The organism is Limnohabitans sp. 103DPR2, assembly GCF_001412575.1.
In the GTDB taxonomy this organism is placed as follows: domain Bacteria; phylum Pseudomonadota; class Gammaproteobacteria; order Burkholderiales; family Burkholderiaceae_C; genus Limnohabitans_A.
In genome coordinates this window covers 2,662,040-2,685,034 of record NZ_CP011834.1, presented here as the reverse complement: position 1 = coordinate 2,685,034, position 22,995 = coordinate 2,662,040, and the positions used below count along the sequence as shown (strand labels likewise).

Below are 22,995 nucleotides of genomic sequence, written 5' to 3'. Positions count from 1 at the left end.
ACCTGACACCTTGGGTAGACTATGTCTACATTAGTTGGAAAAGATTTCTATGCAAATGAGTCCAGTCATTGCCGTTCATCTATCTGCAACTTTGACTGCTTTGGTGATCGGTCCTATTGCTATGTGGGCTCGTTTGGGTCAAACAAAACGACCTTGGATTCACCGGGCCATTGGATATGGCTGGGTAACGATGATGATCGTCTCTGCCCTTTCAGCCATCTTCATTAGAGACTATGGGTTGCCAAATATATGGGGCTACACACCTATACATTTATTGGTTCCGTTTACAGCTTTTTGGCTTGTTTACGCGTTCAGAGCCTTGGCTATGAAAGAGATTGAAAAACATCGCAAAGCAATGGTGGGTTTGTATCTGGGCGCTTGTATTGGCGCAGGAATTTTTACATTGCTTCCAAGTCGCTATCTAGGTGGCATTGTTTGGTCGTATTTGGGGCTGATGAACTAGAAACAAATCGCGTGTGTCGCGTCATTCAATCTGAAATCCCAGATGACTTCAAGTACGATTTTTTCTGCCATTGCAGTCTGTGTCGTAAAAGATGAACCCAGTTGCAAACCAGATCATCACATCTATGTTGCTTCAAAGGCTTCTTGGTATGAGATTCAAGACGCATTGCCACAATACGCTGAATTGCCAACTTGAGCTGCCTGCTTCAACTGGTATGCACGTTAAGTTTGGTTTCTTATCGGGTATAAAAACAACTTTATCCATTCCTCGGACAGCAAATGGCCAAGAAAAATCAGTCACCCTTGCAAGCTTTGTGCATTTTTGCAAAAAATGTAGAACAAGTTTCATTGTTTTATCAGCAAGCTTTGGGACTGAAGCTTGAAGCTTCCGATAAAACGCATGATCTCTTGGTAGGACAAAACCACGAAGTTGTGGTTCATGCCATTTCAAAAGCATATGCAGACAGCATCGAAATTGAGTCGCCGCCCATTAAGCGAGATGATGTTGCCTTAAAGCCTGTATTTGTCGTAGATGACCTAGAGATTGTTCGAGCCGCCGCTAAAGTGAATGGTGGCTATCTCAAACCTCTCAAGCAAGCTTGGCGTATTCGTGGCTATGTTGTTTTAGATGGCTGTGACCCAGAAGGTAATGTGATTCAATTTAAGCAGCTGGACAGCTCGTTATAACAATTTACCCATACTCACACGAGGTTCAACTGCGTAGCCAATCGATTTATAAAAAGCGGCAGTTGCTTCATTGGTATCCAGCAGTTGAAGATTGACTTTCATGCAACCCAATTCAGCCAGTGCTTTTTCAGCATGGTGAACGAGTGCACTGCCTAAACCATGGAGTCGTTTGCCAGGATCTACCGCCACAGAATACAACCATCCACGATGCCCGTCGTAGCCCGCCATGATCGTGCCAGCGATAGCTTCGTTTTCAACTGCAACAAAAAACAAACCATCGTTGATGGCGATTTTTTTTGAAATGGCCAGGTTGGGTTCGTTGTGTGCAGTTTCGTAGCCGAAGACATTACGCCATAGTTCAACAACTTGAATTCGGTCAGTGGCATCTGCATATTGACGTATTGTTGGCATGGTTTTCATTGAATGAACTAAGTGGTATCCAGAATCTTAAAACTGTTTTCAGATTCTCACTAGGACCAATAATCGGCAACGCACTTTCCATCTCGCGGCATGTCTGTGAAAGTGTCCAAACCATCAAAATGATCGATTGGAATTTGAGCCACAACGCCTGGCTCAGCCAGTCTTAAATTCACAGCAATGCGAGTTTTGCCAGTTTCGTCCGCTCCTAGACCACGCCAAAAAGCCATGCATCCGCACTTGGGGCAGAAGTGAAATTCCAATACGGCATTGTGACGAACATAGGCACGTGTTTCACCTTGCGTCCGGATGTCTTCATCGACATAGCCATACGCCCATAGAGTTCCGTACCTTCGACATGCCGTGCAATTACAGGCAGTGGCGCCATCAGGTTGGCCATCCAATTGCCAAGTGACTGAGCCACACAAACAAGAGCCTTCAATCATTTTTCAGATCCAATACAGAAAGTGATTCAGATTTTGGCACAGGCGATAGCTGTTTGGTCATAAACACACTTAGAGGATCTAATTTGTAATCGCCAAATGGCCCGCAGATTTCAAACCCATGCCTGTAATACATGGATCTGGCTGCAGCAAAATCTTCCGATGAACCAGTCTCAAGGCTTAAACGATTCATCCCACGTGCCGTGGCTTCATTGATGATGTGCAGCAACATGGCTTGACCTACGCCTTGTCTTAAAAACCTTTGACGCGTTCGCATAGATTTAACTTCCCCATGTTCGGGATTCAGCATTTGCAGCGCCCCACAGCCGCAAAGATCATCGCCCATCCAAGCTGTCCAAAAGGTAATGGATGGCCTCCGAAGTTTTTCTAGAGGAAGTGCATGGACGCTTTCGATAGGGGTGTTTGCCATCATGCCAGCCAAGTGCTCACGAACGATGGATTGCGATGTCTCGGTTGATAGATCGTCAATGCGAATTTCAAGTTTCATATTTCAAATGATTAATTGGGATGTCCTTGAAGCATGGCCTCCACCAACTCTTGAACTGCCAAAGCTTCTTGTGCAGTAGCCAACTTGTGAGCTTGTCCTTTAAGCCACTTGTCTACTTCATCCAATTGGCGTTGCAACGCGCTTGCGCGTGGGTCTTCTTTCGACCAGTCCACGGCCTCTTTCCAAGGGCCGCCATCTGAGCACCACAGCTGAAAAAACTCTCTGAATTGAAAGTTCATTCGACTACCACGCACTGTCACTTCTTGTCGGTCTGGTTGCATGCCACCGGTGGTGGCCATCACAGTGACGGGACTGCCATCTTCCGTGGTCAGTCTGGCCAGCATGTCCAACTCACACAGAGAGGGGTCTTGAGGATAGCGAGGTGACGCATACTGAAGTTTCAATGGGCCTAAATAGCGGCCAGCTAAAAACAAGAAATGCGAAATGACTTCGCGTGTGTAGCCGCCCTCATGACGAAAGCGCAACCAGTCGGCTTCCTTTTGCCACGCCCGAGGCCAAGCGGGGTAGTTCACCACGATGTCAATGCCCAGCAATTCACCGACCTCGCCAGCTTGTATGGCGCGGGTCAATTCTTCAAAGCCACGAGAGGCTGCTTGCGTGAAGTTCACCACGCTAGGCAAGCGCGCCTTTTCCAATTGTTTCAAGAGGTCGCGGCTTTGTGCATTGTCCGTGCCCAAGGGTTTTTCCATGAACACACCTTGCCCGTTGGCTGCGGCTTCTAACGCATAAGTTTTGCGAGGAGCTGGTGGACAAGCCAAGTACACCACGTTTGCGCCTTTCATGGCCTCCTGGGGGCTTTGCGTAATGGGCGCATTTGGTAAGATGAGGCGTGTTTTGGCAATAGCGTCAGCCGAGGGGTCCCATAGGCCACTTACTTCAAATTCAGGGTGGCGCATCACGTTTTCAAGCATGCGCCGTCCCATGATGCCGAGCCCGATGATTGCAAATTTGTGTGTCATAAAAGCCTCCAGATCAACCTGAGCTTAACGTATCTGATGAAAGAATAAACCATGAAGTCACACGCCAACTTCAATGATTTTTCAACCCAAGCCATGGACGACGGCTTCGACGAGATCATTAAAAAAGAGTGGGCCCCCAATCTGGTCATTGAAAAGCACACACACCCCTTTGATGCCAGAGTTCAGGTGGCCACAGGTCAAGTGAAATTAACCCTTGCGACAGGTGCGCAAACATTTGAAGCGGGACAAGGCTTTTTCATCCCCCGTGGAACTGAGCACGCAGAGCAATATGGTCCCAATGGCGCTACCTTCTGGGTCGCACGAAAGTCATAAGCAATTCAATCGATAAATCCAAATGGCGACTCACCCAAAATCCAACGTCATCGCGATCAACCGCATTTATGACGCACCACTACAAGCTGTATGGGAAGCATGGGCTACACCCGAACAAATTTCGCAGTGGTGGGGTCCTCGTGGATTTACGTTGACCGTGCATGATCGTGACCTTAGATCGGGCGGGCACTGGCATTACACGATGCATGGGCCCGACGGTACTGATTATGAAAACACAACCCAATACCTCGACGTGGTCCCTATGGAGCGCTTGGTGTACGACCACGGGGGCCACAAAGATCGTCCACCTTTGTTCAGGGTGACTGTGCAGTTTAATGAACTGCAGGGCCTAACTGAAATGACCATGGAAATGGCGTTTGCCTCAGCTGAGATTGCACATGAAATGAAGGGGCACATCCGTCAAGCTGGAGGTGAAACCACTTGGGATCGATTGGGTGAGTTCCTTGTCAAAAAGACCACAGGGCAGGACATATTTTAATTGCCAGAACTTTCAATGCACCTGTCGATCGACTGTACGAGATGTGTTCGCAACCCAAGCAGCTTTCACAGTGGCTACCGCCCACTGGCGCGTCCATGAAGTTTATTAGAACGGCAGCATCCTTGAATGAAACCTCTTTTTATGAGATGTCTTTCAACGGGGGTGAGCCTATGTACGGGTTGGTCAGATACCTTGAGTTGAGCCCGTCGCATCGCATTGTTTATACCCAGCAATTTTGCGATGCCAACGAGCAAGTCATTCGGCCTGTTTTCTTTTCCAATTGGCCTCTGGAAATGAACACGCGCATTGATTTGGCTCCTGAAGATGCGCATACAAGCCGACTCACACTTCGCTGGACGCCGGAGCAGTCCACCCCAGAAGACATCCTTCAATTTGTCAATGAAAGAGCTGGCATGTCCATGGGATGGACCGGCAGTTTTGACAAGCTTGAGGCATTGCTAGGTTAAATATCTGTACTCAGATCCGCCTCGTCAACTCGGCCCACTTGACCGAAATGAAAATGCGCCAACAAGTGGCGCATTGTTCATTGTTTTCTACCTGCACCCTTAAAAAGAAGTTGACACTTAGCAATGCCCAATGTTTAACATTGGGCATTGTTGTTTTTGAGATCCAAATGTTAAAACGTCGCATTGCCCAAAGAACCTTGTTTGCCGTCGTGGCGCTGTCTATCAGTGCTTTTTGTTTTGCAGCAGACAAGCAGCGCATAGAAAAAGAAGCCGACCTTCCCAGATTCACTTACACCCTGTCGGAGCCACTTGAGAAGATCGTCAGAGACAAAGCTTTATTTGCCAAGACGACGCTCAAAGTTCGGGAGGACATGGAAGGCGTTTTGGCTAAATATGATATTTCCGACAAAGCAGCACACCGCCGTTATCTGCAAACCATCATGCTGCTCGACTTTCTGCTGGGAAATTACGATGAAGCGTTGATCAAAGCAGAAAAAGTGAGAGCTTTAGAGGAAAAGCCTGCGGACAAGCTGCTGTCGGCTTTGCGTCTGCGCGCTATGGTGGCTGCTGTCAAGAAAACAGGAACTCTCAATACGCCAGAGTACTTTGCAGAAGTCAGCCAGTTCATCGATAAGGAGCTTTCAATACATCCTTATTCGGTGATTTCCAATGACATTAAATCTTACAAAGCCAGCGCAGAAGTGATCGGCGAAGGGCAGTTGTTGGGCAATGTCAAAGATGTGCTCCAAAAGACAGTGGACAAGAACAATGGCAATATCAGTTCTGACATCGTGGCAGATTTGATCTTTGTGCGCTACGCATTGGAAACTGCTGTGCCATTGAAGCAAACTTTGATTACCACTTACAGTGCCTATCTAGACCGAAACAAGATTGAAAAGGCCGACATTTGGGCAGCACGCAATATCTCGCTTCCTACATCAGGCAATTACAAGCCAGTGCATGTGGCTGTGTGGGACAGTGGCGTTGACAGTCAATTATTTCCCCAGCAATTGCTAAAAGATGCCAAGGGAAAACCAGCCACCATTGCCTTTGATTTAGAGGCCAAACCTTCAAAGCATGCGCTGTACCCCATTCCTAAGGAGATGCATTCAGAATTGCCTGCCATGCTGTCTCGTACCAAGGGCTTTTCCGATTTGCAATCCAACATTGACAGTGCTGAAGCATCGGAAGTTAAGAAGCAACTGTCCTCGCTCAAGCCAGAACAATTCAAATCAACCATGGAGCAACTGGGCCTTGTGGGCAATTATGTCCACGGCACCCACGTAGCGGGTATCGCGGTAGAAGGAAATCCTTGGGCGCGTTTGTTGAACGCGCGCATTTCGTTTGATTACAAATTGCAACCCAATCCTTGTCCCAGCATGGCACTGGCACAGCGTGGTGCTCTAGCGCACCAAGCCTATGTCGACTTTTTCAAGAGAAACAAAGTACGCGTGGTCAACATGAGCTGGGGCGGCAACGTCAAGGGAATTGAGGACAGCCTTGAGCAATGTGGCATTGGCAAAACCACAGAAGAACGCCAAAAGCTAGCTCGTACTTATTTTGAAATTGAAAAGAAAGCTTTGATCAAAGCTTTTTCGAGTGCGCCTGAAATTTTGTTCATCTCAGCTGCGGGTAACAGCAACTCGGATTCTTCTTTTGGTGAATTTATCCCATCAAGCATTGTCTTACCCAACTTACTGACTGTCGGTGCTGTAGACAAAGCAGGTGATGAGGCACCTTTCACCAGTTATGGTCCCACAGTCAAAGTTCACGCAAATGGCTACCAAGTGGACAGCTATTTACCCGGTGGTGCACGCGTGGCTTTGTCGGGTACATCCATGGCCTCACCCAATGTGGCAAACTTGGCCGCCAAAATTTTGGCAGTCAAACCGGCCTTAAAGCCTGAGCAAGTGATTGCCTTGATTCAGAACACTGCAGAAGCAACACCAGATGGTCGTCGCAAGTTAATTCACCCAGGCAAAGCGATGACCACAGCCATGCAGTAAGCCACATGTCCATGAACTCATGAGCCATCAAGGTTTTACTTTCATGACATGACACGGATTTCTTGATTTGTGTACATTCAGAGCCATTCAGTATTGCAATGATGGTTTTATGACGGACACTCGCCTTGGGTCTAAGTCCCCAACTTTATTTCGCGCTTTCATCCTCTGCATCGCCTTAGGCTTGCAAGCTTGCAGCACCATCCTGCCAGAAACCTATGTCCCTAAACGCGGACAGATGGGCAAGGATGTGATGTGGCTGCCCACCAGTGACGATTTGGTCTACAAAATGCTGGAAGCTGCCAAAGTAGGCCCCGACGATGAACTGGTTGACTTGGGTGCGGGCGACGGAAAAATTCCCATTGCGGCTGCCAAACAATTTGGCGCACGTGCTTGGGGCATTGAATACAACAAAGAGTTAGCGGCTTTGGCCAACCGCAATGCGCAACGTGCTGGCGTTGCCAGTCGTGTCAACATTGTTCATGGTGATATTTTCAAAGAAGACTTTTCAAAGGCCAGCGTGGTGACGCTGTATCTGTTGGAAGAATTGAATGCCCAATTGCGACCCACTTTGTTGAACATGAAGCCTGGTACACGCATTTTGTCCAACACATTTTCGATGGGGGATTGGGAGCCTGACGAAGTGATACGTGTTGGCAACGGGACAGGTTATTTTTGGACTGTGCCTGCCAAGGTGTCTGGTGTTTGGTCTGTCTCTGGGATCGACGGAAAAATACCCGCAAGCTTGAAATTGGTGCAAGTGCATCAGAGGATTGGCGGCATCTTGGACCATCAAGGAAAACAGCAAACGCTATTGGGTGCGCGCATTCACGGCAATGCGTTGCATTTCAGTTTTGTGAACTCTGAGGGCCAGTTGAAGTCGGTCAAGGCCCAAGTCAAAGACGATGCACTGACTGGCGAGGTGGTGGGACCCTATGGCATGCTGGACATTCAGCCCTTGCCTGTCAACATTGAAGGACGTCGGCAAAAAGATTGATCTAGTGCCGACTTAGGAAATCAATGCTTATTCTCAACGTGTTTGGCGAAGCGGTTCAAAATGGCCAGCCAGCCTTCTTGTTGTTGCTCAACGGAATGCTCTTCCTCCGCAACGAAGCTGATGCGAACCTTCACACCCTTGTCTGTTTGAATAAATTCAACTGAAGCAGAGCGGTCTCCAAATTGGTACTCAATGCATTCATTGGGAACAATCTTGGTATAGGTCCCTGCAAAATCAAATCCAAAACTGCCATCTTTGGCTTCCATGCGCGAAGAAAACTGTCCCCCCACTCGCAACTCTACGCTGGCAGAAGTGGTATGCCAGTCATCTGAGGCCGCATTCCATTGAACGATGTCATCGGGTGTGGTGTATGCCGTCCACACTTTGTCGATTGGGGCGTGAACAGTGGTTTCAACGGTAATGTTCATGGTGTACCTGTTTGAATGGTTTGAACTTTGATCGATTTATAAATGAGATTCAGTTGGATGCCAATGGCGCAAACCTTAGTTTGAATGTTGCGCTTTCCATTCCATGGCGGCTTTCACACGTTTCTCAACAGAGGGATGCGTGTAAAAAATCAGCTCTTGCAAAGGATGCGGCCGCGGATCTCTGTATTCTGCCGTTTTAACCAGCGCAGAGGCCATGGCATCTGGCAGATTCACAGCCTTATAAGAATATTGGTCAGCTTCTGTTTCACCCAGTCGAATCACGTAGTTGGTGACAGGTTGTGCCAACAAACTTAAAAAAGAGATGCATACCAGCAAGACGGCCACCCCTCGAGGTTCTGCAATGCTGGCCTTGGCGCCCATGAGGTTCGCCACTTTCATGAACATGGCATTGGAGAGGTAAAAGAAAATCATCGACATCAAAACGGCTGTGCCGATCAAATTCCAGATGTGATCCGATACGTAGTGGCCAATTTCATGTCCAGTTACCGCTTTGACTTCGTCCAAAGATGCCGATGTGAGCGCCACATCTGAGATGGCAATTCGCGCGCTCGAACCTAGGCCAGAGACATTGGCGGTAAATCGATTGGATTGTCTTGAACCGTCGTAGACAAAGATTCGGTCGGGTTGAATGTTGGCTTGTTTGGCCAACACCTCAAGCGCTTCACGTACCTCACCTTGCGGCAAGGGTGTGTACTTGTTGAACAGCGGTTCGATCCAAATGGGACCGATCAGCATCATGCTTGTCACGGCGACAGCTGCCACGCCTCCAGACCAAGCCCACCAGTAAGTGCCCAGACGTCGGATACAAAAGTAGATCCCCGATAAAAACAAGCCGCCAAAAAGTGAAGAGATGATCAGCATCACAAAACCTTGGCTTAAGAAATCAGACAAAGGCTGGTTTGTTTTTCCGTAAGCCAGCTCACGCCACCAATCGGCATACAACGTCCATGGGAGTACGAGCAAGGAGGACAAGACTAGGTAGGCGGCACTGATCGCAAACGAACGAAACCAAAGGCTTCTGTGGCTCAGCTTTCCTTCAATCTTGTCGAGCACTTTCAGCTTGATCACCAACCAGGCCACTGCTGTCGAAATGAGGAAGCCCCACAGCATGGTCCAATGCGACCCAGAGGTGTAAGCGGTTGCCTTGGCCAGGGCTTCTGGCCCTAGGGCGTTGATGTAATTGTCTGTTGCGGCTTGAACGTCAAAGCTCATGTGTTTTCTCTGTAAATCAAAATGTCAGTATCGGCTGTCTTGGCGCCAAACTGCGTCAACAAGCAATGAGCCTGACCCCGGTGATGGGTTTGGTGGTTGAAGATGTGCATCACGACCAGGTCTAGTGGCTTTGTGACTTGAATGCCCTTGGCAGTGATGTAAGTGAGATCTTTTTTGAAAAAACTGTCGTCCACCGAATAAGCCCATTCAATGATTCGTTCGTCCATGGCAACACGCGCTATTTTGTAGGCCGACCAATCTCTCCAAAGTCGACCCGATTCATCGATGGGGGTGGGAGTGAAGGGCGTTTGCGTCAGACGATTCATCCAGGCCGAGTCACCCCAAAGGATATGGCTCAGCGTACCCAGGATGGAGCCAAAGAAGGCGCCGGCATTGTGTTGGCGCTGCGCCTCTGAGAGCAGATCTGCCGCGGCCATCAGGGACGCGTTTTGCCAACGGTTGTAACGGGCAAAGGCTTGAGCGTATTTGGCTGAAATCATGTCCATTCCCCTTAGGGTTCATACAAAAAATTCTTCAGCAAGCATTATGAACAGTCAAAGATTGCCTTTTTACCAATGCAGTTAGCGTACTGCATATATTGTTCTGGGCTTACAACCCATATAAGGTTCTAGGACGTTCGTAGAATTGAAATTTCATCTGGCAAAAAATAGGATGCATATCAAAGGAATTTCAATGCGTCCGCATCACTTCGTGCTTATTTTGGTGTGCATTGCCACCTACCTGTTGGTCTTTGATTCAGTTCTCAGCTTGCCCCGGTTCAACAAACAACTCAATGAGAAACCAGAGACGCCTGTCACGGTGCCGTGGACTGGCAGTTAAGCGTAAAACTAGGGTTAATACCTGTCTGCAGCAAGATGGCAGACACTAGGATCGAGAGAAAGGATCTCTCAACATGAATGCGCAACAAAGCTCCCGCTCTTTTGTCAAATCTCTGCTGCTGATAGCAGCTTTCTTGCCTGCTGTGGCCATGTCTCAAGCCTGGCCCACCAAACAACCCATCAAACTGGTTGCGGTGTTTCCGCCTGGCGGTTCTGTGGATCAGGTGGCGCGCATCATTGCGCCCGTGTTGTCCCAGCAGTTGGGTCAAAGCATCATTGTGGAAAACAAAGGCGGTGCATCAGGCGTCATTGGCACTTCCAGCATGTTGTCGGCACCTGCAGATGGCTACACCTTCGCCGTGGTCTTTGATACGCACGGTGTGAACCAAAGCCTGATACCCAACATGCCCTACGACAGCAAAAAGGACATCGTGCCTTTGGTGTTGGTGGGCACCTCGGCCATGGTGCTGACTTCCAACGTGGGCAATGAGTACAAAACCTTTGCCGATGTGGTGGCCGCAGCCAAAGCAAAAAAGAATGTGTCATTTGGCACCATTGGCAATGGCAGCTTAGGTCACTTGGCCATGGCTTTGCTGGGCAAGAATGGCAACATGGAGTTCAACCACATTCCCTACAAAGGCGGTGGCCCTCTCATGACCGATGCTGTTGCGGGCCACGTGCCCTTGGCCATGGGCACTGTTTTCTTAAGCAAGCCCCACATCGACAACAAGCGCATCCGACCCCTGGCGGTCACTTCTTCCAAACGCGTGGCAGAGTTTCCCGATGTACCCACCATTGCCGAAGCGGGCTTTCCAGGTTTTGAGGCCCCAGCTTGGTGGGCAGTATTGGCTTCTGCCAAAACACCCCCCGACATCGTGAAGCGCATGAACGAAGAGCTCAACAAGGTGTTGCACAACCCCGACGTGGCTCACAAACTCAGTGCGCAAGGCATTGATATTTCTGGTGGCAGTGTCGATAAAGCCAAAACTTTCATCGACAAGCAAATTGATGTCTGGGCCAAAGTGGTCCGAGACAACGGCATCAAGCCAGATTGATGCGCTTATTCTTCAGGCGTAATTTGAAGCGCCACTAAAAACCGGGCCACCATGTTGTAGGTGGCTATAGCGGTGGTGAGCTCCACAATCTCAGTGGTGCTTAAGCGAGATTGCAATTTCTTGAACAGCGCGTCATCCACTTTGACGCGCTGTGTCATTTGAGCGGCGTATTGCACCACCCATTGCGACATTTCATCGAAAGCGGCATCGGTTACACCATCGGCGGGCTGCGCTTCTACGGCACGCTTAAGCGCATCCAATTCAGCTTGCGTACCACCCGCCTTCAGAAAATCGGGGGCATGATGGTGGTATTCGTAATGCGCACCCGTGAGCAATGCCACCGTGCAAATGCCCAGTTCACACAATTGGCGTGATGCAGACAGTCCAGTCCGTACATTGCGCAAATAAACATTCCAACCCGAGGCCACAGGCTCGCTCCACAGCAGTGCTTTGTCGAGGTTGAGCAGTGCGCCGCCACGGCGGGCCAAGATGGCATCGACCAAAGCTTGGGGTTGAGCCAGTTGTTCGGGGGTCCAGTCGGGGATGCGCATGATGCTTGCCTTGTGCTGAGTTAGGTTAGAAGGGTGTCACCCATTGAGAGTGCACCATCATAAATGATGAGCACCTTATGAGCTTGAGTGGCCATTCATTGGAACCGATGGGTCAAGGTGACTCGCAACATTCTGGGTTCTATCGGATGAATGTGTCGGTCCATCACGGGTGAGGCTTCTTGCGCCAATTGTGATGCGTAGGCATATTCAATGTCATTGGCTTTTTGATTCAACAGGTTGTAAACATCGATGCTCAGTTTGCTTTGAGGGCTTAGCTTGTAACCGGCTCTGAGGTTCATTAAAGAAGTGGCGCCGGACTTGATGCCGCCATCCTCCGTCAGCGGCCTCGGCCCAAAGTATCGAAAGCGGATGGAACCAAACCAAGGTCCCATGTTGTCGACGCTCAGTCCGATGTTGGCCGTAGCACTGACAGCGCCTGGGATGTAACTTGAGGGCCCTTGCGCATTGACAAATCTTGCATGCGCCCAGGCCACATCAAAATCCAAGCTGGAAGTTGAGGAGAGCGCATAGAAATTGTTCCATTCCAAACCGTAGCGCTTCGAGGGCGCACTGGGCTCGGTAGTCCCAGCATCACCGATGAACAAAAGTTCAGAGGCCATGTTCAATTTCCAAAGCGCCAAACTGGAATGCCAACCTGGAACCAGTTCAGTGCGAAATCCTAACTCCGAGCCAATGGCTTTCACCAAGGGGTCGACTTTGGTGACGGCTGTTGTTTTGTCGGTGGGGTCCACCGTGATGGTGGTGCCGCGTGCATCATTCGAGTGAAAGCCAGTCCCGTAATTGGCGTAGACCTCGAAGTTGCTTTGGGGTGTGTAGATCAGGTTCAGTTTGGGCGACAGTTGCCGGTCTTTTGCATGACCTGAATTGACTGCGATATTGGATTGAACATCGAATTGGTAAAAGTCAGCTCTAGCGCCCACAATGCTCCGAAATTGAGAGGTCCAACGAGTTTCGTGTTGTGTCCACAGTGCGATGCTGTTTTGTATGACACGATCCTCGCGCACGGTGTCGGTTAATTTTCTTTGCGTGGTTTTGTACAAACCAATGGGGCTGATGCGATCGGTGCGACCATCGAGGCCCCATGTCATCGCTGTGTCATAGGTATTCTGACCCCAGTTCAATGCGTTGTAACGTGCCTCAGAAAAACCAAAACCCAAGGCCTTTCGTTGTTCAGCTTGCTTGAATTGATCGCTGGCTGCACAGTTGCCAGTTGCTTGAATGCTGCTCATGCAGTATTCAAAGTTGGACCACAAATCGAGTGCAGATTGCAAAGCCCACACCTTGGCCTTGGCTTGCCGGTCTAGGGTGGTTTGAGTCCATTGACTCGACAGGCTGTAGCGGTGGGTTTCACCGCCTGTGCTGGGGTCGAGTGAGCCAAACCGATCGAGAGATCCTTGATTGACAGCTCTAAGCGGAATTTGATCGGTTGAGGTCCATCGGCTCTTGTAGACCATGCCGGTGATGTTGAAGCCGTTGGTGCGAGTGCCATCGCTGTAACTTAAGACGCCGTTGTATTTTTGATAGTTCTCTGGCACCACCCAAGGTCCATCGTTTCTGAAAATTTCCAGGCCGTAGAGGACTTGGCCGTTGAGGCTTTGCGGTGATCCTGCCAACAAGATGCGTCGGTAACCATGAGCCCCACCTGTGATGTCGGCCAAGTGCCCCTGCATTCTTTGAAGGTAGTCAATGCGGGCAGCGCCTGCTGCAGAAAAATCTCCCTCAGAGGCTGAATAAGGTCCTTTTTTGTAGGCGATCTGCTCGACCAATTCGGGGATGAGAAAGTTCAAATCGGTGTAGCCCTGACCATGGGCATGGGTCGGCATGTTGACTGGCACGCCATTGACCGTGGTTGCAAAGTCAGTGCCGTGGTCTAAGTTGAAGCCGCGCAAAAAATACTGATTGGCTTTGCCATCCCCGGCATGCTGCGTCACGATCAGACCGGGCACCATCTCTAAGACTTCGCCTGGCCGCAAGATGGGCAAGGCAGCAATGCGTCCTGCAGAAACAAGTCCCTCACTGCTTGCACTGGCAGTGCCCATCAGGTTTTCTGCTTTTGCGCGAATTTCAACCGTGCCGCTGCGCTCATCAGATTGCGCTTGAGCGCTGAGTGAGAGTAATGTGGTCAGCGCGTAAAGCCATGGCTGCTTGAATTTCATGGGCCCATCTCAGTGTGAAGAATTTAAAAAAGATCATAACGGCAGGTGAAGGAGAAAATTTCACACTGGAAGGTGGCTCAATTCAATGGGTGTTTAGATCTCGTAGCCAAACGCCCGAATGATGTTTTTGGCTTTGTCTGATTTGAGGTAATTCATCAGCGCTTCAGCGGCTGGCTTGTTTTTGCCTGGGTTGAGAAGCAGGGCGTCTTGTTGCAATGGGCTGTGCAAATGCGAGGGCACGACCCACGCAGACCCTTGTGCAATCTTGCCATCTGCAAAGACCTGTGACAGCGCGACAAAGCCAAGCTGGGCATTCTCGGTGAAAACAAATTGGTAGGTTTGCGCAATGTTGTCGCCTTGCACAATTTTGGGTTGCACCGTTTGCAAGAGGTCCAACTTCGTCAAGGTTTCATGCGCTGCCATACCGTAGGGTGACAGTTTGGGATTGGCCATGGCCAAGCGTTGAAAACTCCCAGCTTTGAGAATTTGCCCTGCGTCATCGACCTTGCCAGATTGCTTGCTCCAAAGTACCAATTTGCCGGTGGCGTAGGTAAACCGAGAACCAACGATGCCTAGGCCTTCTTTTTCTAATTTCAGAGGCGTTTCATCGTCGGCAGACAACAGGATTTGAAAGGGGCCACCGTTTTTGATTTGCGCGTAAAAGCTACCTGTTGCGCCGAAAGAAAGGATGACCTTGTGTCCGGTATCTTTTTCAAACAGAGGCGCAATTTTTTGCATCGGCGCTGCAAAATTGGCAGCGACGGCCACCAAGACCTCGGCTGCATGGCTGCCTGAGCTCATCACGCATGCTACAAGCAATGTGCTCAGAAGCTTGTAGGCTGGTGTTTTGTAAAGCATGCCCATGTTATCAATGACCTGTCGTGAACACTGCAGCCTCAAAAGGGCTTAGTTAAAGCCACTGATGGATTTATTGCGTGCAGGTGCGCGTACGAGTGATGGTGCCATCGGACGATTGAACTTCAGTCCAAGGGGTGCAGGTGGGGTTAGAGGATGTGGTGTAAGTTGGCTGTTGCTGAACAATGACAGGCTGTTGTTGCACATACACCGGTTGCTGAACATAGGTGGGCTGTTTGACGGCTTCGTAGACCAACAAACCACCGATGACCGCAGGTACACCCCAGCCCCAACCACTGCCGTAACCCCGAACCCATGGGCCATGACCGTGGCGATGTGCATGGCCGTGTTGCGCCATGGCAGAAACACTCAAGGTCATGAGGATGAGGGCAAGGGCAATTAATTTTTTCATGGCAGTCTCCGGTGGATCAGGCGCTAACTAAGTCTCTAACGTTTGACCCGGCGCAATGGTTTACTTTTTAAAGGGTAAAAATACATTCCATTTGTCGCGCCCTGAAGGAATGCGGTGGGCTCGGCGCATGGAAATATACAAGATGTACGAGATCACAAGCCGTCCAATGATGACAAAGGTAATGCGAACATCACGCTGCTCTAGCTTTTCAGCATAAAAGACGGTGACATCGAACATCAAATTGAACAGGCTGGCCACAAAGAGCAGACCAAACAGAATGGCGGGGTATTTGCCGTTTTTGTAGGACCACACGCCCACCGACATGAACACAAAAAGAATCCAAGCCCTGAAATAAAGGGCAGGCATCATGTAATCGCGCACATCTGGATTGGAGAAGAGGTCGTTGGCGACTTCATTGGTATAGAGCGTGAGGCGCAAAAACCAAAGGGCAGAGAAAAAGGTGAGGATGGCCAACCGAAGGGGGAAATAGGGGTCAACCGTGCGCGTATCAGCCACTGGTTTTGAAAGCAGTGCTTCGAGTTCTTGTGCCGTAACCAAAGGTTTGCGTGCCAACGTATGACCTTTTCCAATTGAGTGATGGCTCAGCTCATTCTAGTCACTTAGGTTAAATTCGGTCAAACTTTACACATCGTTTAAATAAGCCTTTTTTCTGGTGTTTTTTGTCATGTCCCATTTCAATACAAACTTCCAAATGCGACTGATTGCGCTTGCTTTGGCCGTTGCAGGTTTACAAGCCTGTGCTTTTGTGTCGAGCCAGTCTGTCTACGAAGGCATTCGAGGTGCTGAGAAAACCAAGACCACGGGCACCACCCAAACACCTGCTGCGTTGCCCAATTACGACCGATATGAAAAAGAGCGTGAAGTTTTGAAAAAATAATTTGCATTCAACGCATGTTGTTAACGACATTTTTGACATGACTTCTTTCATTGGCACTTTGCTCAAAATCTCCTTGATCTTGCTGTCTGCTGGACATGCCGGTTTTGTGACCGCTCAAGCTTTGGCAAAGGATTGGGCACCCCAAGTGCGTGTTCATGGCCTGATTTGGGATGTGCACGAAGTGAGTGTTGGGCAGGTTAAGCAATATGCCCATCAAACAGGATTTGTCAGTCAAGCTGAAAAGGAGCGGGGTGGCTTCATTTATGAAGCTGGGTGGACTCAAAAAGCGGGTTGGACTTGGCGAGCCCCTTTTGGCAAATTGGCGCAAGACAACGAACCTGCTGTGCACCTCACGTTTGAAGAAGCGCAGCAAATGTGTCGATTTCAGGGCAAACGTTTACCCAAAGACCATGAGTGGGTGAAGGCCGCGTATTTGGAGCAGCGCGATCAGCCGCCAACGGGCTTTCAAAAAGGGCAGCGTTATACCTATCCAAACGGTCAAAGTGCACATAAAAGCCACTGTTTAAATGGCTGTGGAAACTATCAAGGCACTGCGCCACAAGGTGCCCTTTGGCGCGGGGTAGGCCATGTGCCAGTGATGACCACATCGCCAGGTGTCAATGGTTTGTTTGACATGGGCGGCAATGTCTGGGAGTGGGTTGACACCGGTCAAGGCTCAGAAAAAATCACGCGCGGGGGCTCATGGTGGTATGACGCCGATCGCCAAATAGAATCGGATGTGGCCACCAAACCCAAAGACACACGGGTGGGTTACATTGGATTCCGATGTGTACAAGACAACTGAATTGAGGTTCTATGAATTTCTCCCCCATGATTGAACTGACCCGCAACGGCATTTCGGAATGCTTGCACTTGGGGGCTTTGGCGGTGACCGACACTCAGGGCCGCGTCGTGGCGCATGTGGGCAATCCCCATTGGCTGTGCTTCACACGCTCTACTTTGAAAGCGCTTCAAGCCTTGCCCTTGATTCAAAGTGGTGGCGCACAACAACTGGCCTTGACATCCAAAGAGTTGGCGGTGATGTGCGCCAGTCACAACGGTGAAGACATGCACGTAGAGCAAGTTTCATCGATCCTGCAAAAGAGTGGCAACACTTACCAACAGTTGCGTTGCGGCTGTCACGTGCCCTACCGTTTCAGTTTCAACGATCAACCCCTGCCTGAGGGCTTTGTGGTGGACGAACGTCACCACAACTGCAGCGGCAAGCACAGTGGATTTTTGGCTTACTGTTCATTGCATGGCGTGGCCAAAGAAAGCTATACCGAACTTGAACATCCTTTGCAGCAACAAGTTCGCAAAGCCGTGGCCGATGTCACTGGTGTTGCATCCGAAGACATGGGATGGGGCATCGATGGTTGCTCGGCACCCAACTTTGCGGTGCCTTTGTCCAATTTGGCGCGCAGCTATGCGCGTCTGGCCAAGCCCGAAGCAGACGATGTCTATGGTGCAAGTTTGAAGTTGTTGGGCGAAGCCATGACGGCGCATCCTGAGTTGGTGTCAGGTACGGGCCGCAGCGATGCTGATTTGATGCGTGTTGGCCGCGGCGACTGGGTGAGCAAGGTGGGCGCTGATGGCGTTCAAGTGATCGGCAGCCGTTCACGTGGGCAAGCCTTGGCACTGAAAATTGCCGATGGCAACAAGCCCGCTTTGTTTGCGGCCACCATTGAGGCCTTGGACCAATTGGGATGGTTGGATGCCAAGCAGCGTGAAGAACTCTTGCCTTGGCGCGCGCATGCCTTGAAGAACATCAAAGGTTTGAATGTGGGCGAGCGTCGCCCCATCTTCAAAATTCAAACGGCTTGAATGACAAGGCCTGAAAGCTTGAAAGCTTGAGAGCCACCACCGAGGTGGCTTTTGCTTTTTATCGCGCCCAGTTGGTTTTCCAAACGGTCAAAGCGGTGAGCACGCCATAGCTGACCATGCCGGCTGCAATGACCACGAACATCTGGTCTGCCGTGCCATTGTTCTGCGATAACCAGACGCCACCTGCGGCAACCGTCACCAAGCGGAAGGTGCCCGCCATGATGGGTCCCCACAACTTACCAGCACCTTGTGATGCAAAGTACAGGCACAAGCCCAATGCGAAGAAACCATAACAAGGCCCCACCGTCAGAAAGTATTGGCTTGCGCTGGCCAAGACCAAGGGGTTGCTGCTGAACAAATTGGCCCACAAGCCCGGCCACAGCATCACGACCAAACCGATGCAACCCACCAAGGAAGCAGCCATCATGGCGCCAGTCCAAGCCACCTTTTTGGCGCGCGCCACAAGCTTGGCACCCAAGGCCATGCCCACCATGGGCAAGCATGCAACGCCAAAGGAGAAGGTGATGGGTACCAACAAAAATTCCAGGCGTGTGCCGATACCATAACCCGCCAAAGATTCAGGGCCAAAGTTGGCAATCAAACGCGTCACCACCAAAATGGTGGCCACGGTCAGCACAGAGGAAATGCTGGACATGCCGCCCACTTTGAGGATGTCCACAAACAATTCTTTAGACAGCGGACTGTGGAAGTTCAAACGAAGGGTGCTGTTTTCTGAGCGCAGAAACCAAAGAAAGTAAAGTGCACTGCCCGTAAAAGCAATCAAGAAACCCGTCGCAATACCCACCATGCCAAAGCTGGGCACCGGCCCGAAGCCCAGACCTAGAACTGCGCTCAAGACCACCTGGACCAAGCATGTGATGAGCAAAGCTTTGGAGGGGGTGCGCATATTGCCAGACCCGCGAATCACAGAAGCCAAGCCATTGGTGAGCCAAACACTGATAGAACCGGCAAACGCAACATGTGCATACAACAAGCATTGCGCAAGCGCCTCGCCCTTGCCGCCCAGTGCGCTGAAAATGAACTCACTGAAGAGCGAAAACACCACCGTGAACAACAGGCCAATGCTCAAACCAATGATGGCGGCGTGTAACACCAATGCATTGGCTTTCTCCAAGTTGTTCGCGCCCATGGCGCGGCTCACAGCCGAGGTGATGCCACCCCCCATCGAGCCTGCCGACAGCATTTGTTGCAACATGACCAATGGAAAAACCAGTGCCATGCCAGCCAAGGGCATGATGCCCAATTGGCCAACGTACCAAGTCTCGGCAATGCTGACCAAGGCGGCGGCCGTCATGGCCAAGCCGTTGGGCAACGCTAAGCGCCAGATCGTTGGAACGATGGGCGCGGTGGTCAGTGCGTGTTGCAAAAGTAAAGGCTGATCAGCGGTGTGTGAAGTTGGGTGCGCGCTTGTTCAAAAACGCGTCCATGCCTTCTTTTTGATCGTCCGTGGCAAACATGGCGTGGAACAAACGGCGCTCAAACATCACGCCATCGGTGAGGCCGCTTTCGAAGGCGCGGTTCACGCTTTCTTTGGCGGCCATCACTGCCAATTGGCCCATGCTGCAAATCAGCAATGCAGCGCCCAATGTTTCTTCCATCAGTTTGTCGGTGGGCACCACGCGGCTGACCAAACCTGAACGTTCGGCTTCCGTGGCGTCCATCATGCGGCCTGTGAGCACCAGGTCCATGGCTTTGGATTTGCCAATGGCGCGGGGCAAACGTTGCGTACCGCCTGCACCAGGAATGATGCCCAGTTTGATTTCAGGCTGACCAAACTTGGCGTTGTCGGCGGCAATGATGAAGTCGCACATCATGGCCAACTCGCAACCGCCACCCAATGCAAAACCGCTGACGGCGGCAATGACTGGCTTTCGAATGCTGCGAATCGTTTCCCAGTTGCGGGTGATGAAGTCTTGTTTGTAGACGTCGTTGAAGTTGTGCTTGGCCATGGCCGAGATGTCGGCGCCGGCGGCAAAGGCTTTTTCGCTGCCGGTGACGATGATGCAGCCGATGGCTTCGTCGGCGTCAAAGGCCTTTAAAGCAGCACCCAACTCGTCCATCAAAGGACCGTTCAAGGCGTTCAGAGCCTTGGGGCGATTCAGGGTGACGATGCCAACTTTGCCGCCTTCTGTGCGGACTTCTATGTTTTCGTAGGCCAAAACAGTTCTCCAATGGGGGTTGAATGTCGTTACCCCTGACTATAACGGGATGAAAATAGGCCCAAAATCAAGGGAAAACATTAACCAACCGATCGGTCGGTTAATGGTACATTTTGACCTTTTGGCGCACAAGCAGGGCTTAGACCATGACCCAAGACAGCACTTTATCTGTGACCTTCGAAAAACGCGGTGCCGTGGCCTTGGTCACGCTCAACCGTCCGCAGGCACTGAACAGTTTCACCCGTCAAATGCACCATGACCTGTGGGTGGCATTTGATCAAGCGGAAGCCGATCCAGAAATTCGCGCCGTGGTGCTGACAGGTGCAGGCCGCGGATTTTGCGCCGGTGCCGATTTGTCTGAATTTGATTTCACGCCCGGCCCCGACATGGTAAAGCGCTCTGATCCCGGCCCCATCATTGACCAAGCCTTCAATCCCAGCACGCGCCGCATTCAATCGCTGCGCATGCCCATCATTGCGGCGGTCAATGGCGTCGCGGCTGGCGCGGGCGCCTCAATCGCCATGGCCTGCGACATTGCCATTGCCTCACCCAATGCCAGCTTCATTCAGGCCTTTAGCAAGATTGGCTTGATCCCTGATGCCGGCAGCAGTTGGTTGTTGGTCGAACGCTTGGGCATGCCTCGCGCGTTGGCCTTGGCCATGACGGGCGACAAATTGGGCGCACAACAAGCCAAAGAGTGGGGCGTGATTTGGGATGTGGCCGATGACGCATTGGCCGCGGCCATGGCCATGGCCGAAAAATTGGCCGTCATGCCCACCAAGGCTTTGGTGGCCACGCGCAAACTCATGATGGGCGCGCACACCCGCAGCTTGTCTGAGCAGCTGGACCAAGAGCGCGATGCGCAATCGGCGCTGGGCAAAACGCACGATTACTTTGAAGGCGTGAAAGCCTTTTTGGAAAAGCGCCCCGCGCAATTTAAAGGCGAATGAACATGAGCACGTATGCAAATCCTGTAGCAGCCCCTTCACAAGCCGCCATCGAGTTGGCCAAGCAAGTGGGCGTGTCGATGTTTGCAGTCGACACGGCCAGCAAAGACACCATGGGCATGGAACTCATTTCCTGCGAACCTGGCCGCGCCGTCATTCGCATGGAAGTCAAAGAACTTCATTTGAACGGTCACAAAATTTGCCATGGCGGTTTCATCTTCACCTTGGCCGACTCCACCTTTGCCTTCGCCTGCAACAGCTACAACAAGGTGGCTGTGGCAGCAGGATGCAGCATTGAATTTTTAAAATCCGGCCAATTGGGCGATGTGCTCACTTGTGTAGGACAAGAACAAACACTGAGTGGCCGTCACGGCATTTACGACATGAAAGTGACCAACCAAAAGGGCGAGGTCATTGCCATGTTCCGCGGCAAGAGCGCGCAGATTCCAGGTACCGTGATCCCCGAATAAATTTGGACAAGTAGGAAATACAGAGATGAGCAAAGCCTCCCCATTGCCCCTAGAGCCAATTGAAAAAGCCAGCGTTGATGAGCTGCGTTCTTTGCAGCTCAAGCGGCTCAAAGCCACGCTGCAACACGCCTACGACAACTCGCCCGTTTACAAGGCCAAGTTTGACAAGGCGGGCGTTCACCCCAGTGATTGCCAATCCTTGGCCGACTTGGCCAAATTCCCCTTCACCACCAAAGCCGATTTGCGCGACAGTTACCCCTACGGCATGTTTGCGGTACCGCGTTCCGGCTGCTCACGCATTCATGCTTCTAGCGGCACCACAGGCAAGCCCACAGTGGTCGGCTACACCCAGCGCGACATTGACACTTGGGCCACCGTGGTTGCGCGAAGCATTCGTGCAGGTGGCGCCAAACCTGGCGACATGGTCCATGTGAGTTATGGCTATGGTTTGTTCACTGGGGGTTTGGGTGCGCACTACGGTGCAGAAAAATTGGGCCTGACCGTTGTGCCATTTGGCGGCGGTCAAACCGAGCGCCAAGTTCAGCTGATTCAAGATTTCAAACCCGACATCATCATGGTCACGCCCAGCTACATGCTGGCCATTGCCGACGAATTTGAGCGTCAGGGCATTGACCCCCGAAGCAGCTCATTGCGTATTGGTATTTTTGGCGCCGAGCCTTGGACCAATGACATGAGAGCGGCCATTGAACAGCGCATGGGCATTGATGCAGTGGACATTTATGGTTTGTCAGAGGTGATGGGCCCTGGCGTGGCCAGCGAATGCATCGAAACCAAAGATGGCCCCACTATTTGGGAAGACCACTTCTACCCTGAAATCATCAACCCCGAAACAGGCGAGCCTGTGGCCGATGGCGAAATGGGCGAGTTGGTGTTCACCAGTTTGACCAAAGAGGCTTTGCCCATCATTCGTTATCGCACCCGCGACTTAACCCGTCTGTTGCCTGGCACAGCACGCACCATGCGCCGTATGGAAAAGATCACAGGCCGTAGCGATGACATGATGATCATTCGCGGTGTCAATGTGTTCCCCTCGCAAATTGAAGAACTCATTTTGAAGCGCCCGGAGCTGGCGCCGCATTACCAGTGCGTGCTGACGCGCGAAGGTCCGATGGACAACTTGAAGGTGGCCGTAGAAACACGCCCCGGCATGCAGCCTGACAGCATTGAAGCGCGTGCAGCTGCCAAGATGTTGCAGCACGAGATCAAGGTCTACATCGGCTCTAGCGTGGAAATTGATTTGCGCGCCGAAGGTGGCGTAGAGCGAAGCCAAGGCAAAGCCAAGCGCGTGCTTGACTTGCGTGGCAAATAA

Annotated in this window: 29 protein-coding genes; 15 read left to right on the top strand and 14 right to left on the bottom strand. The window is 51.1% G+C overall.

From position 1 onward, the window contains the following. Window positions 1-49: 49 nt before the first annotated feature. On the top strand, window positions 50-463 hold the full coding sequence (locus tag L103DPR2_RS12990) for a DUF2306 domain-containing protein (RefSeq protein WP_055362054.1): 414 nt from the start codon (window positions 50-52) through the stop codon (window positions 461-463). Window positions 464-741: 278 nt separating this feature from the next. Then, complete coding sequence (locus L103DPR2_RS12985) at window positions 742-1,149, top strand: glyoxalase/bleomycin resistance/dioxygenase family protein (protein ID WP_055361454.1); 408 nt, start codon at window positions 742-744, stop codon at window positions 1,147-1,149. On the opposite strand, the gene L103DPR2_RS12980 is transcribed toward L103DPR2_RS12985, so the two are convergent. The 4 genes from L103DPR2_RS12980 to L103DPR2_RS12965 are packed head-to-tail and all read right to left on the bottom strand — an operon-like array spanning window position 1,144 to window position 3,497. Continuing rightward, a complete protein-coding gene (locus L103DPR2_RS12980) occupies window positions 1,144-1,569 on the bottom strand; it encodes a GNAT family acetyltransferase (RefSeq protein ID WP_156339912.1) in 426 nt (141 codons plus the stop codon). The genes L103DPR2_RS12985 and L103DPR2_RS12980 overlap by 6 nt on opposite strands. A 50-nt stretch (window positions 1,570-1,619) precedes the next feature. Next, window positions 1,620-2,012: a GFA family protein gene (locus L103DPR2_RS12975; protein ID WP_055361453.1), complete on the bottom strand. Its 393-nt coding sequence runs from the start codon at window positions 2,010-2,012 to the stop codon at window positions 1,620-1,622. Continuing rightward, window positions 2,005-2,517 carry a GNAT family N-acetyltransferase gene (locus L103DPR2_RS12970; protein WP_055361452.1) on the bottom strand — a complete coding sequence of 171 codons (513 nt, stop codon included), beginning with the start codon at window positions 2,515-2,517 and terminating at the stop codon, window positions 2,005-2,007. Before L103DPR2_RS12970 ends, L103DPR2_RS12975 begins: the two co-directional genes overlap by 8 nt. Before the next feature lie 11 nt (window positions 2,518-2,528). After that, window positions 2,529-3,497: a Gfo/Idh/MocA family protein gene (locus L103DPR2_RS12965; RefSeq protein ID WP_055361451.1), complete on the bottom strand. Its 969-nt coding sequence runs from the start codon at window positions 3,495-3,497 to the stop codon at window positions 2,529-2,531. A gap of 51 nt (window positions 3,498-3,548) precedes the next feature. Between L103DPR2_RS12965 and L103DPR2_RS12960 the strand changes: the two genes are divergently transcribed. From L103DPR2_RS12960 to L103DPR2_RS12945, 5 genes are all read left to right on the top strand, one after another. Then, window positions 3,549-3,830 (top strand): cupin domain-containing protein, encoded by a 282-nt coding sequence (locus L103DPR2_RS12960; protein WP_055361450.1) that lies wholly within the window; start codon window positions 3,549-3,551, stop codon window positions 3,828-3,830. Between the two features lie 22 nt (window positions 3,831-3,852). Further along, window positions 3,853-4,329 carry an SRPBCC domain-containing protein gene (locus tag L103DPR2_RS14430; RefSeq protein ID WP_197274880.1) on the top strand — a complete coding sequence of 159 codons (477 nt, stop codon included), beginning with the start codon at window positions 3,853-3,855 and terminating at the stop codon, window positions 4,327-4,329. Next, entirely contained in the window at window positions 4,323-4,796 is a 474-nt protein-coding gene (locus L103DPR2_RS14425) for an SRPBCC family protein (RefSeq protein ID WP_335337959.1), read from the top strand. The genes L103DPR2_RS14430 and L103DPR2_RS14425 overlap by 7 nt, the downstream gene beginning before the upstream one ends. A 167-nt stretch (window positions 4,797-4,963) precedes the next feature. Next, entirely contained in the window at window positions 4,964-6,802 is a 1,839-nt protein-coding gene (locus L103DPR2_RS12950; RefSeq protein ID WP_197274878.1) for a S8 family peptidase, read from the top strand. Window positions 6,803-6,911: 109 nt separating this feature from the next. Beyond that, window positions 6,912-7,796, top strand: coding sequence for an SAM-dependent methyltransferase (locus tag L103DPR2_RS12945; protein WP_082466821.1), 885 nt, complete (start codon window positions 6,912-6,914; stop codon window positions 7,794-7,796). Window positions 7,797-7,816: 20 nt separating this feature from the next. On the opposite strand, the gene L103DPR2_RS12940 is transcribed toward L103DPR2_RS12945, so the two are convergent. The 3 genes from L103DPR2_RS12940 to L103DPR2_RS12930 form a co-directional block, all read right to left on the bottom strand. Next, window positions 7,817-8,224: an SRPBCC family protein gene (locus tag L103DPR2_RS12940; RefSeq protein ID WP_055361447.1), complete on the bottom strand. Its 408-nt coding sequence runs from the start codon at window positions 8,222-8,224 to the stop codon at window positions 7,817-7,819. A 75-nt stretch (window positions 8,225-8,299) separates the two neighbouring features. Then, window positions 8,300-9,457 (bottom strand): M48 family metallopeptidase, encoded by a 1,158-nt coding sequence (locus L103DPR2_RS12935; protein ID WP_055361446.1) that lies wholly within the window; start codon window positions 9,455-9,457, stop codon window positions 8,300-8,302. Then, window positions 9,454-9,957: a DinB family protein gene (locus L103DPR2_RS12930; protein WP_197274877.1), complete on the bottom strand. Its 504-nt coding sequence runs from the start codon at window positions 9,955-9,957 to the stop codon at window positions 9,454-9,456. The genes L103DPR2_RS12935 and L103DPR2_RS12930 overlap by 4 nt, the downstream gene beginning before the upstream one ends. 193 nt (window positions 9,958-10,150) lie before the next feature. On the opposite strand from L103DPR2_RS12930, the gene L103DPR2_RS14340 reads away from it, so the two are divergent. Then, a complete protein-coding gene (locus L103DPR2_RS14340) occupies window positions 10,151-10,297 on the top strand; it encodes a hypothetical protein (RefSeq protein ID WP_156339911.1) in 147 nt (48 codons plus the stop codon). A 73-nt stretch (window positions 10,298-10,370) separates the two neighbouring features. After that, on the top strand, window positions 10,371-11,351 hold the full coding sequence (locus L103DPR2_RS12925) for a tripartite tricarboxylate transporter substrate binding protein (RefSeq protein ID WP_055361444.1): 981 nt from the start codon (window positions 10,371-10,373) through the stop codon (window positions 11,349-11,351). A gap of 5 nt (window positions 11,352-11,356) precedes the next feature. On the opposite strand, the gene L103DPR2_RS12920 is transcribed toward L103DPR2_RS12925, so the two are convergent. The 5 genes from L103DPR2_RS12920 to L103DPR2_RS12900 all read right to left on the bottom strand — a co-directional run bounded on the left by L103DPR2_RS12920 (window position 11,357) and on the right by L103DPR2_RS12900 (window position 15,919). Continuing rightward, a complete protein-coding gene (locus L103DPR2_RS12920) occupies window positions 11,357-11,902 on the bottom strand; it encodes a carboxymuconolactone decarboxylase family protein (protein ID WP_055361443.1) in 546 nt (181 codons plus the stop codon). 95 nt (window positions 11,903-11,997) lie between these two features. Then, window positions 11,998-14,079: a TonB-dependent receptor gene (locus L103DPR2_RS12915; RefSeq protein WP_055361442.1), complete on the bottom strand. Its 2,082-nt coding sequence runs from the start codon at window positions 14,077-14,079 to the stop codon at window positions 11,998-12,000. Window positions 14,080-14,172: 93 nt separating this feature from the next. Next, entirely contained in the window at window positions 14,173-14,937 is a 765-nt protein-coding gene (gene modA / locus L103DPR2_RS12910) for a molybdate ABC transporter substrate-binding protein (RefSeq protein WP_055362052.1), read from the bottom strand. 70 nt (window positions 14,938-15,007) lie between these two features. Further along, window positions 15,008-15,346, bottom strand: coding sequence for a hypothetical protein (locus L103DPR2_RS12905; RefSeq protein ID WP_055361441.1), 339 nt, complete (start codon window positions 15,344-15,346; stop codon window positions 15,008-15,010). A gap of 60 nt (window positions 15,347-15,406) precedes the next feature. Continuing rightward, window positions 15,407-15,919: a hypothetical protein gene (locus tag L103DPR2_RS12900; RefSeq protein WP_055361440.1), complete on the bottom strand. Its 513-nt coding sequence runs from the start codon at window positions 15,917-15,919 to the stop codon at window positions 15,407-15,409. 112 nt (window positions 15,920-16,031) lie between these two features. On the opposite strand from L103DPR2_RS12900, the gene L103DPR2_RS12895 reads away from it, so the two are divergent. The 3 genes from L103DPR2_RS12895 to L103DPR2_RS12885 are packed head-to-tail and all read left to right on the top strand — an operon-like array spanning window position 16,032 to window position 18,068. Beyond that, a complete protein-coding gene (locus L103DPR2_RS12895) occupies window positions 16,032-16,244 on the top strand; it encodes a hypothetical protein (RefSeq protein ID WP_156339910.1) in 213 nt (70 codons plus the stop codon). Between the two features lie 37 nt (window positions 16,245-16,281). Then, entirely contained in the window at window positions 16,282-17,049 is a 768-nt protein-coding gene (locus L103DPR2_RS12890; protein WP_055362051.1) for a formylglycine-generating enzyme family protein, read from the top strand. Between the two features lie 11 nt (window positions 17,050-17,060). Next, window positions 17,061-18,068: an asparaginase gene (locus L103DPR2_RS12885; protein ID WP_055361438.1), complete on the top strand. Its 1,008-nt coding sequence runs from the start codon at window positions 17,061-17,063 to the stop codon at window positions 18,066-18,068. Window positions 18,069-18,126: 58 nt separating this feature from the next. On the opposite strand, the gene L103DPR2_RS12880 is transcribed toward L103DPR2_RS12885, so the two are convergent. Then, window positions 18,127-19,455 (bottom strand): MATE family efflux transporter, encoded by a 1,329-nt coding sequence (locus L103DPR2_RS12880; protein WP_055361437.1) that lies wholly within the window; start codon window positions 19,453-19,455, stop codon window positions 18,127-18,129. 13 nt (window positions 19,456-19,468) lie between these two features. Beyond that, window positions 19,469-20,248 carry an enoyl-CoA hydratase gene (locus tag L103DPR2_RS12875; RefSeq protein ID WP_055361436.1) on the bottom strand — a complete coding sequence of 260 codons (780 nt, stop codon included), beginning with the start codon at window positions 20,246-20,248 and terminating at the stop codon, window positions 19,469-19,471. Between the two features lie 146 nt (window positions 20,249-20,394). On the opposite strand from L103DPR2_RS12875, the gene L103DPR2_RS12870 reads away from it, so the two are divergent. From L103DPR2_RS12870 to paaK, 3 genes are read left to right on the top strand one after another with little or no spacing between them, the layout of a single operon-like run. Continuing rightward, window positions 20,395-21,198: an enoyl-CoA hydratase-related protein gene (locus L103DPR2_RS12870; protein WP_055361435.1), complete on the top strand. Its 804-nt coding sequence runs from the start codon at window positions 20,395-20,397 to the stop codon at window positions 21,196-21,198. Window positions 21,199-21,200: 2 nt separating this feature from the next. Beyond that, complete coding sequence (gene paaI / locus L103DPR2_RS12865; protein ID WP_055362050.1) at window positions 21,201-21,665, top strand: hydroxyphenylacetyl-CoA thioesterase PaaI; 465 nt, start codon at window positions 21,201-21,203, stop codon at window positions 21,663-21,665. A 25-nt stretch (window positions 21,666-21,690) separates the two neighbouring features. Beyond that, the gene (gene paaK, locus L103DPR2_RS12860) at window positions 21,691-22,995 is read left to right on the top strand and encodes a phenylacetate--CoA ligase PaaK (protein WP_055361434.1); all 1,305 of its coding nucleotides are present in this window, start codon (window positions 21,691-21,693) and stop codon (window positions 22,993-22,995) included.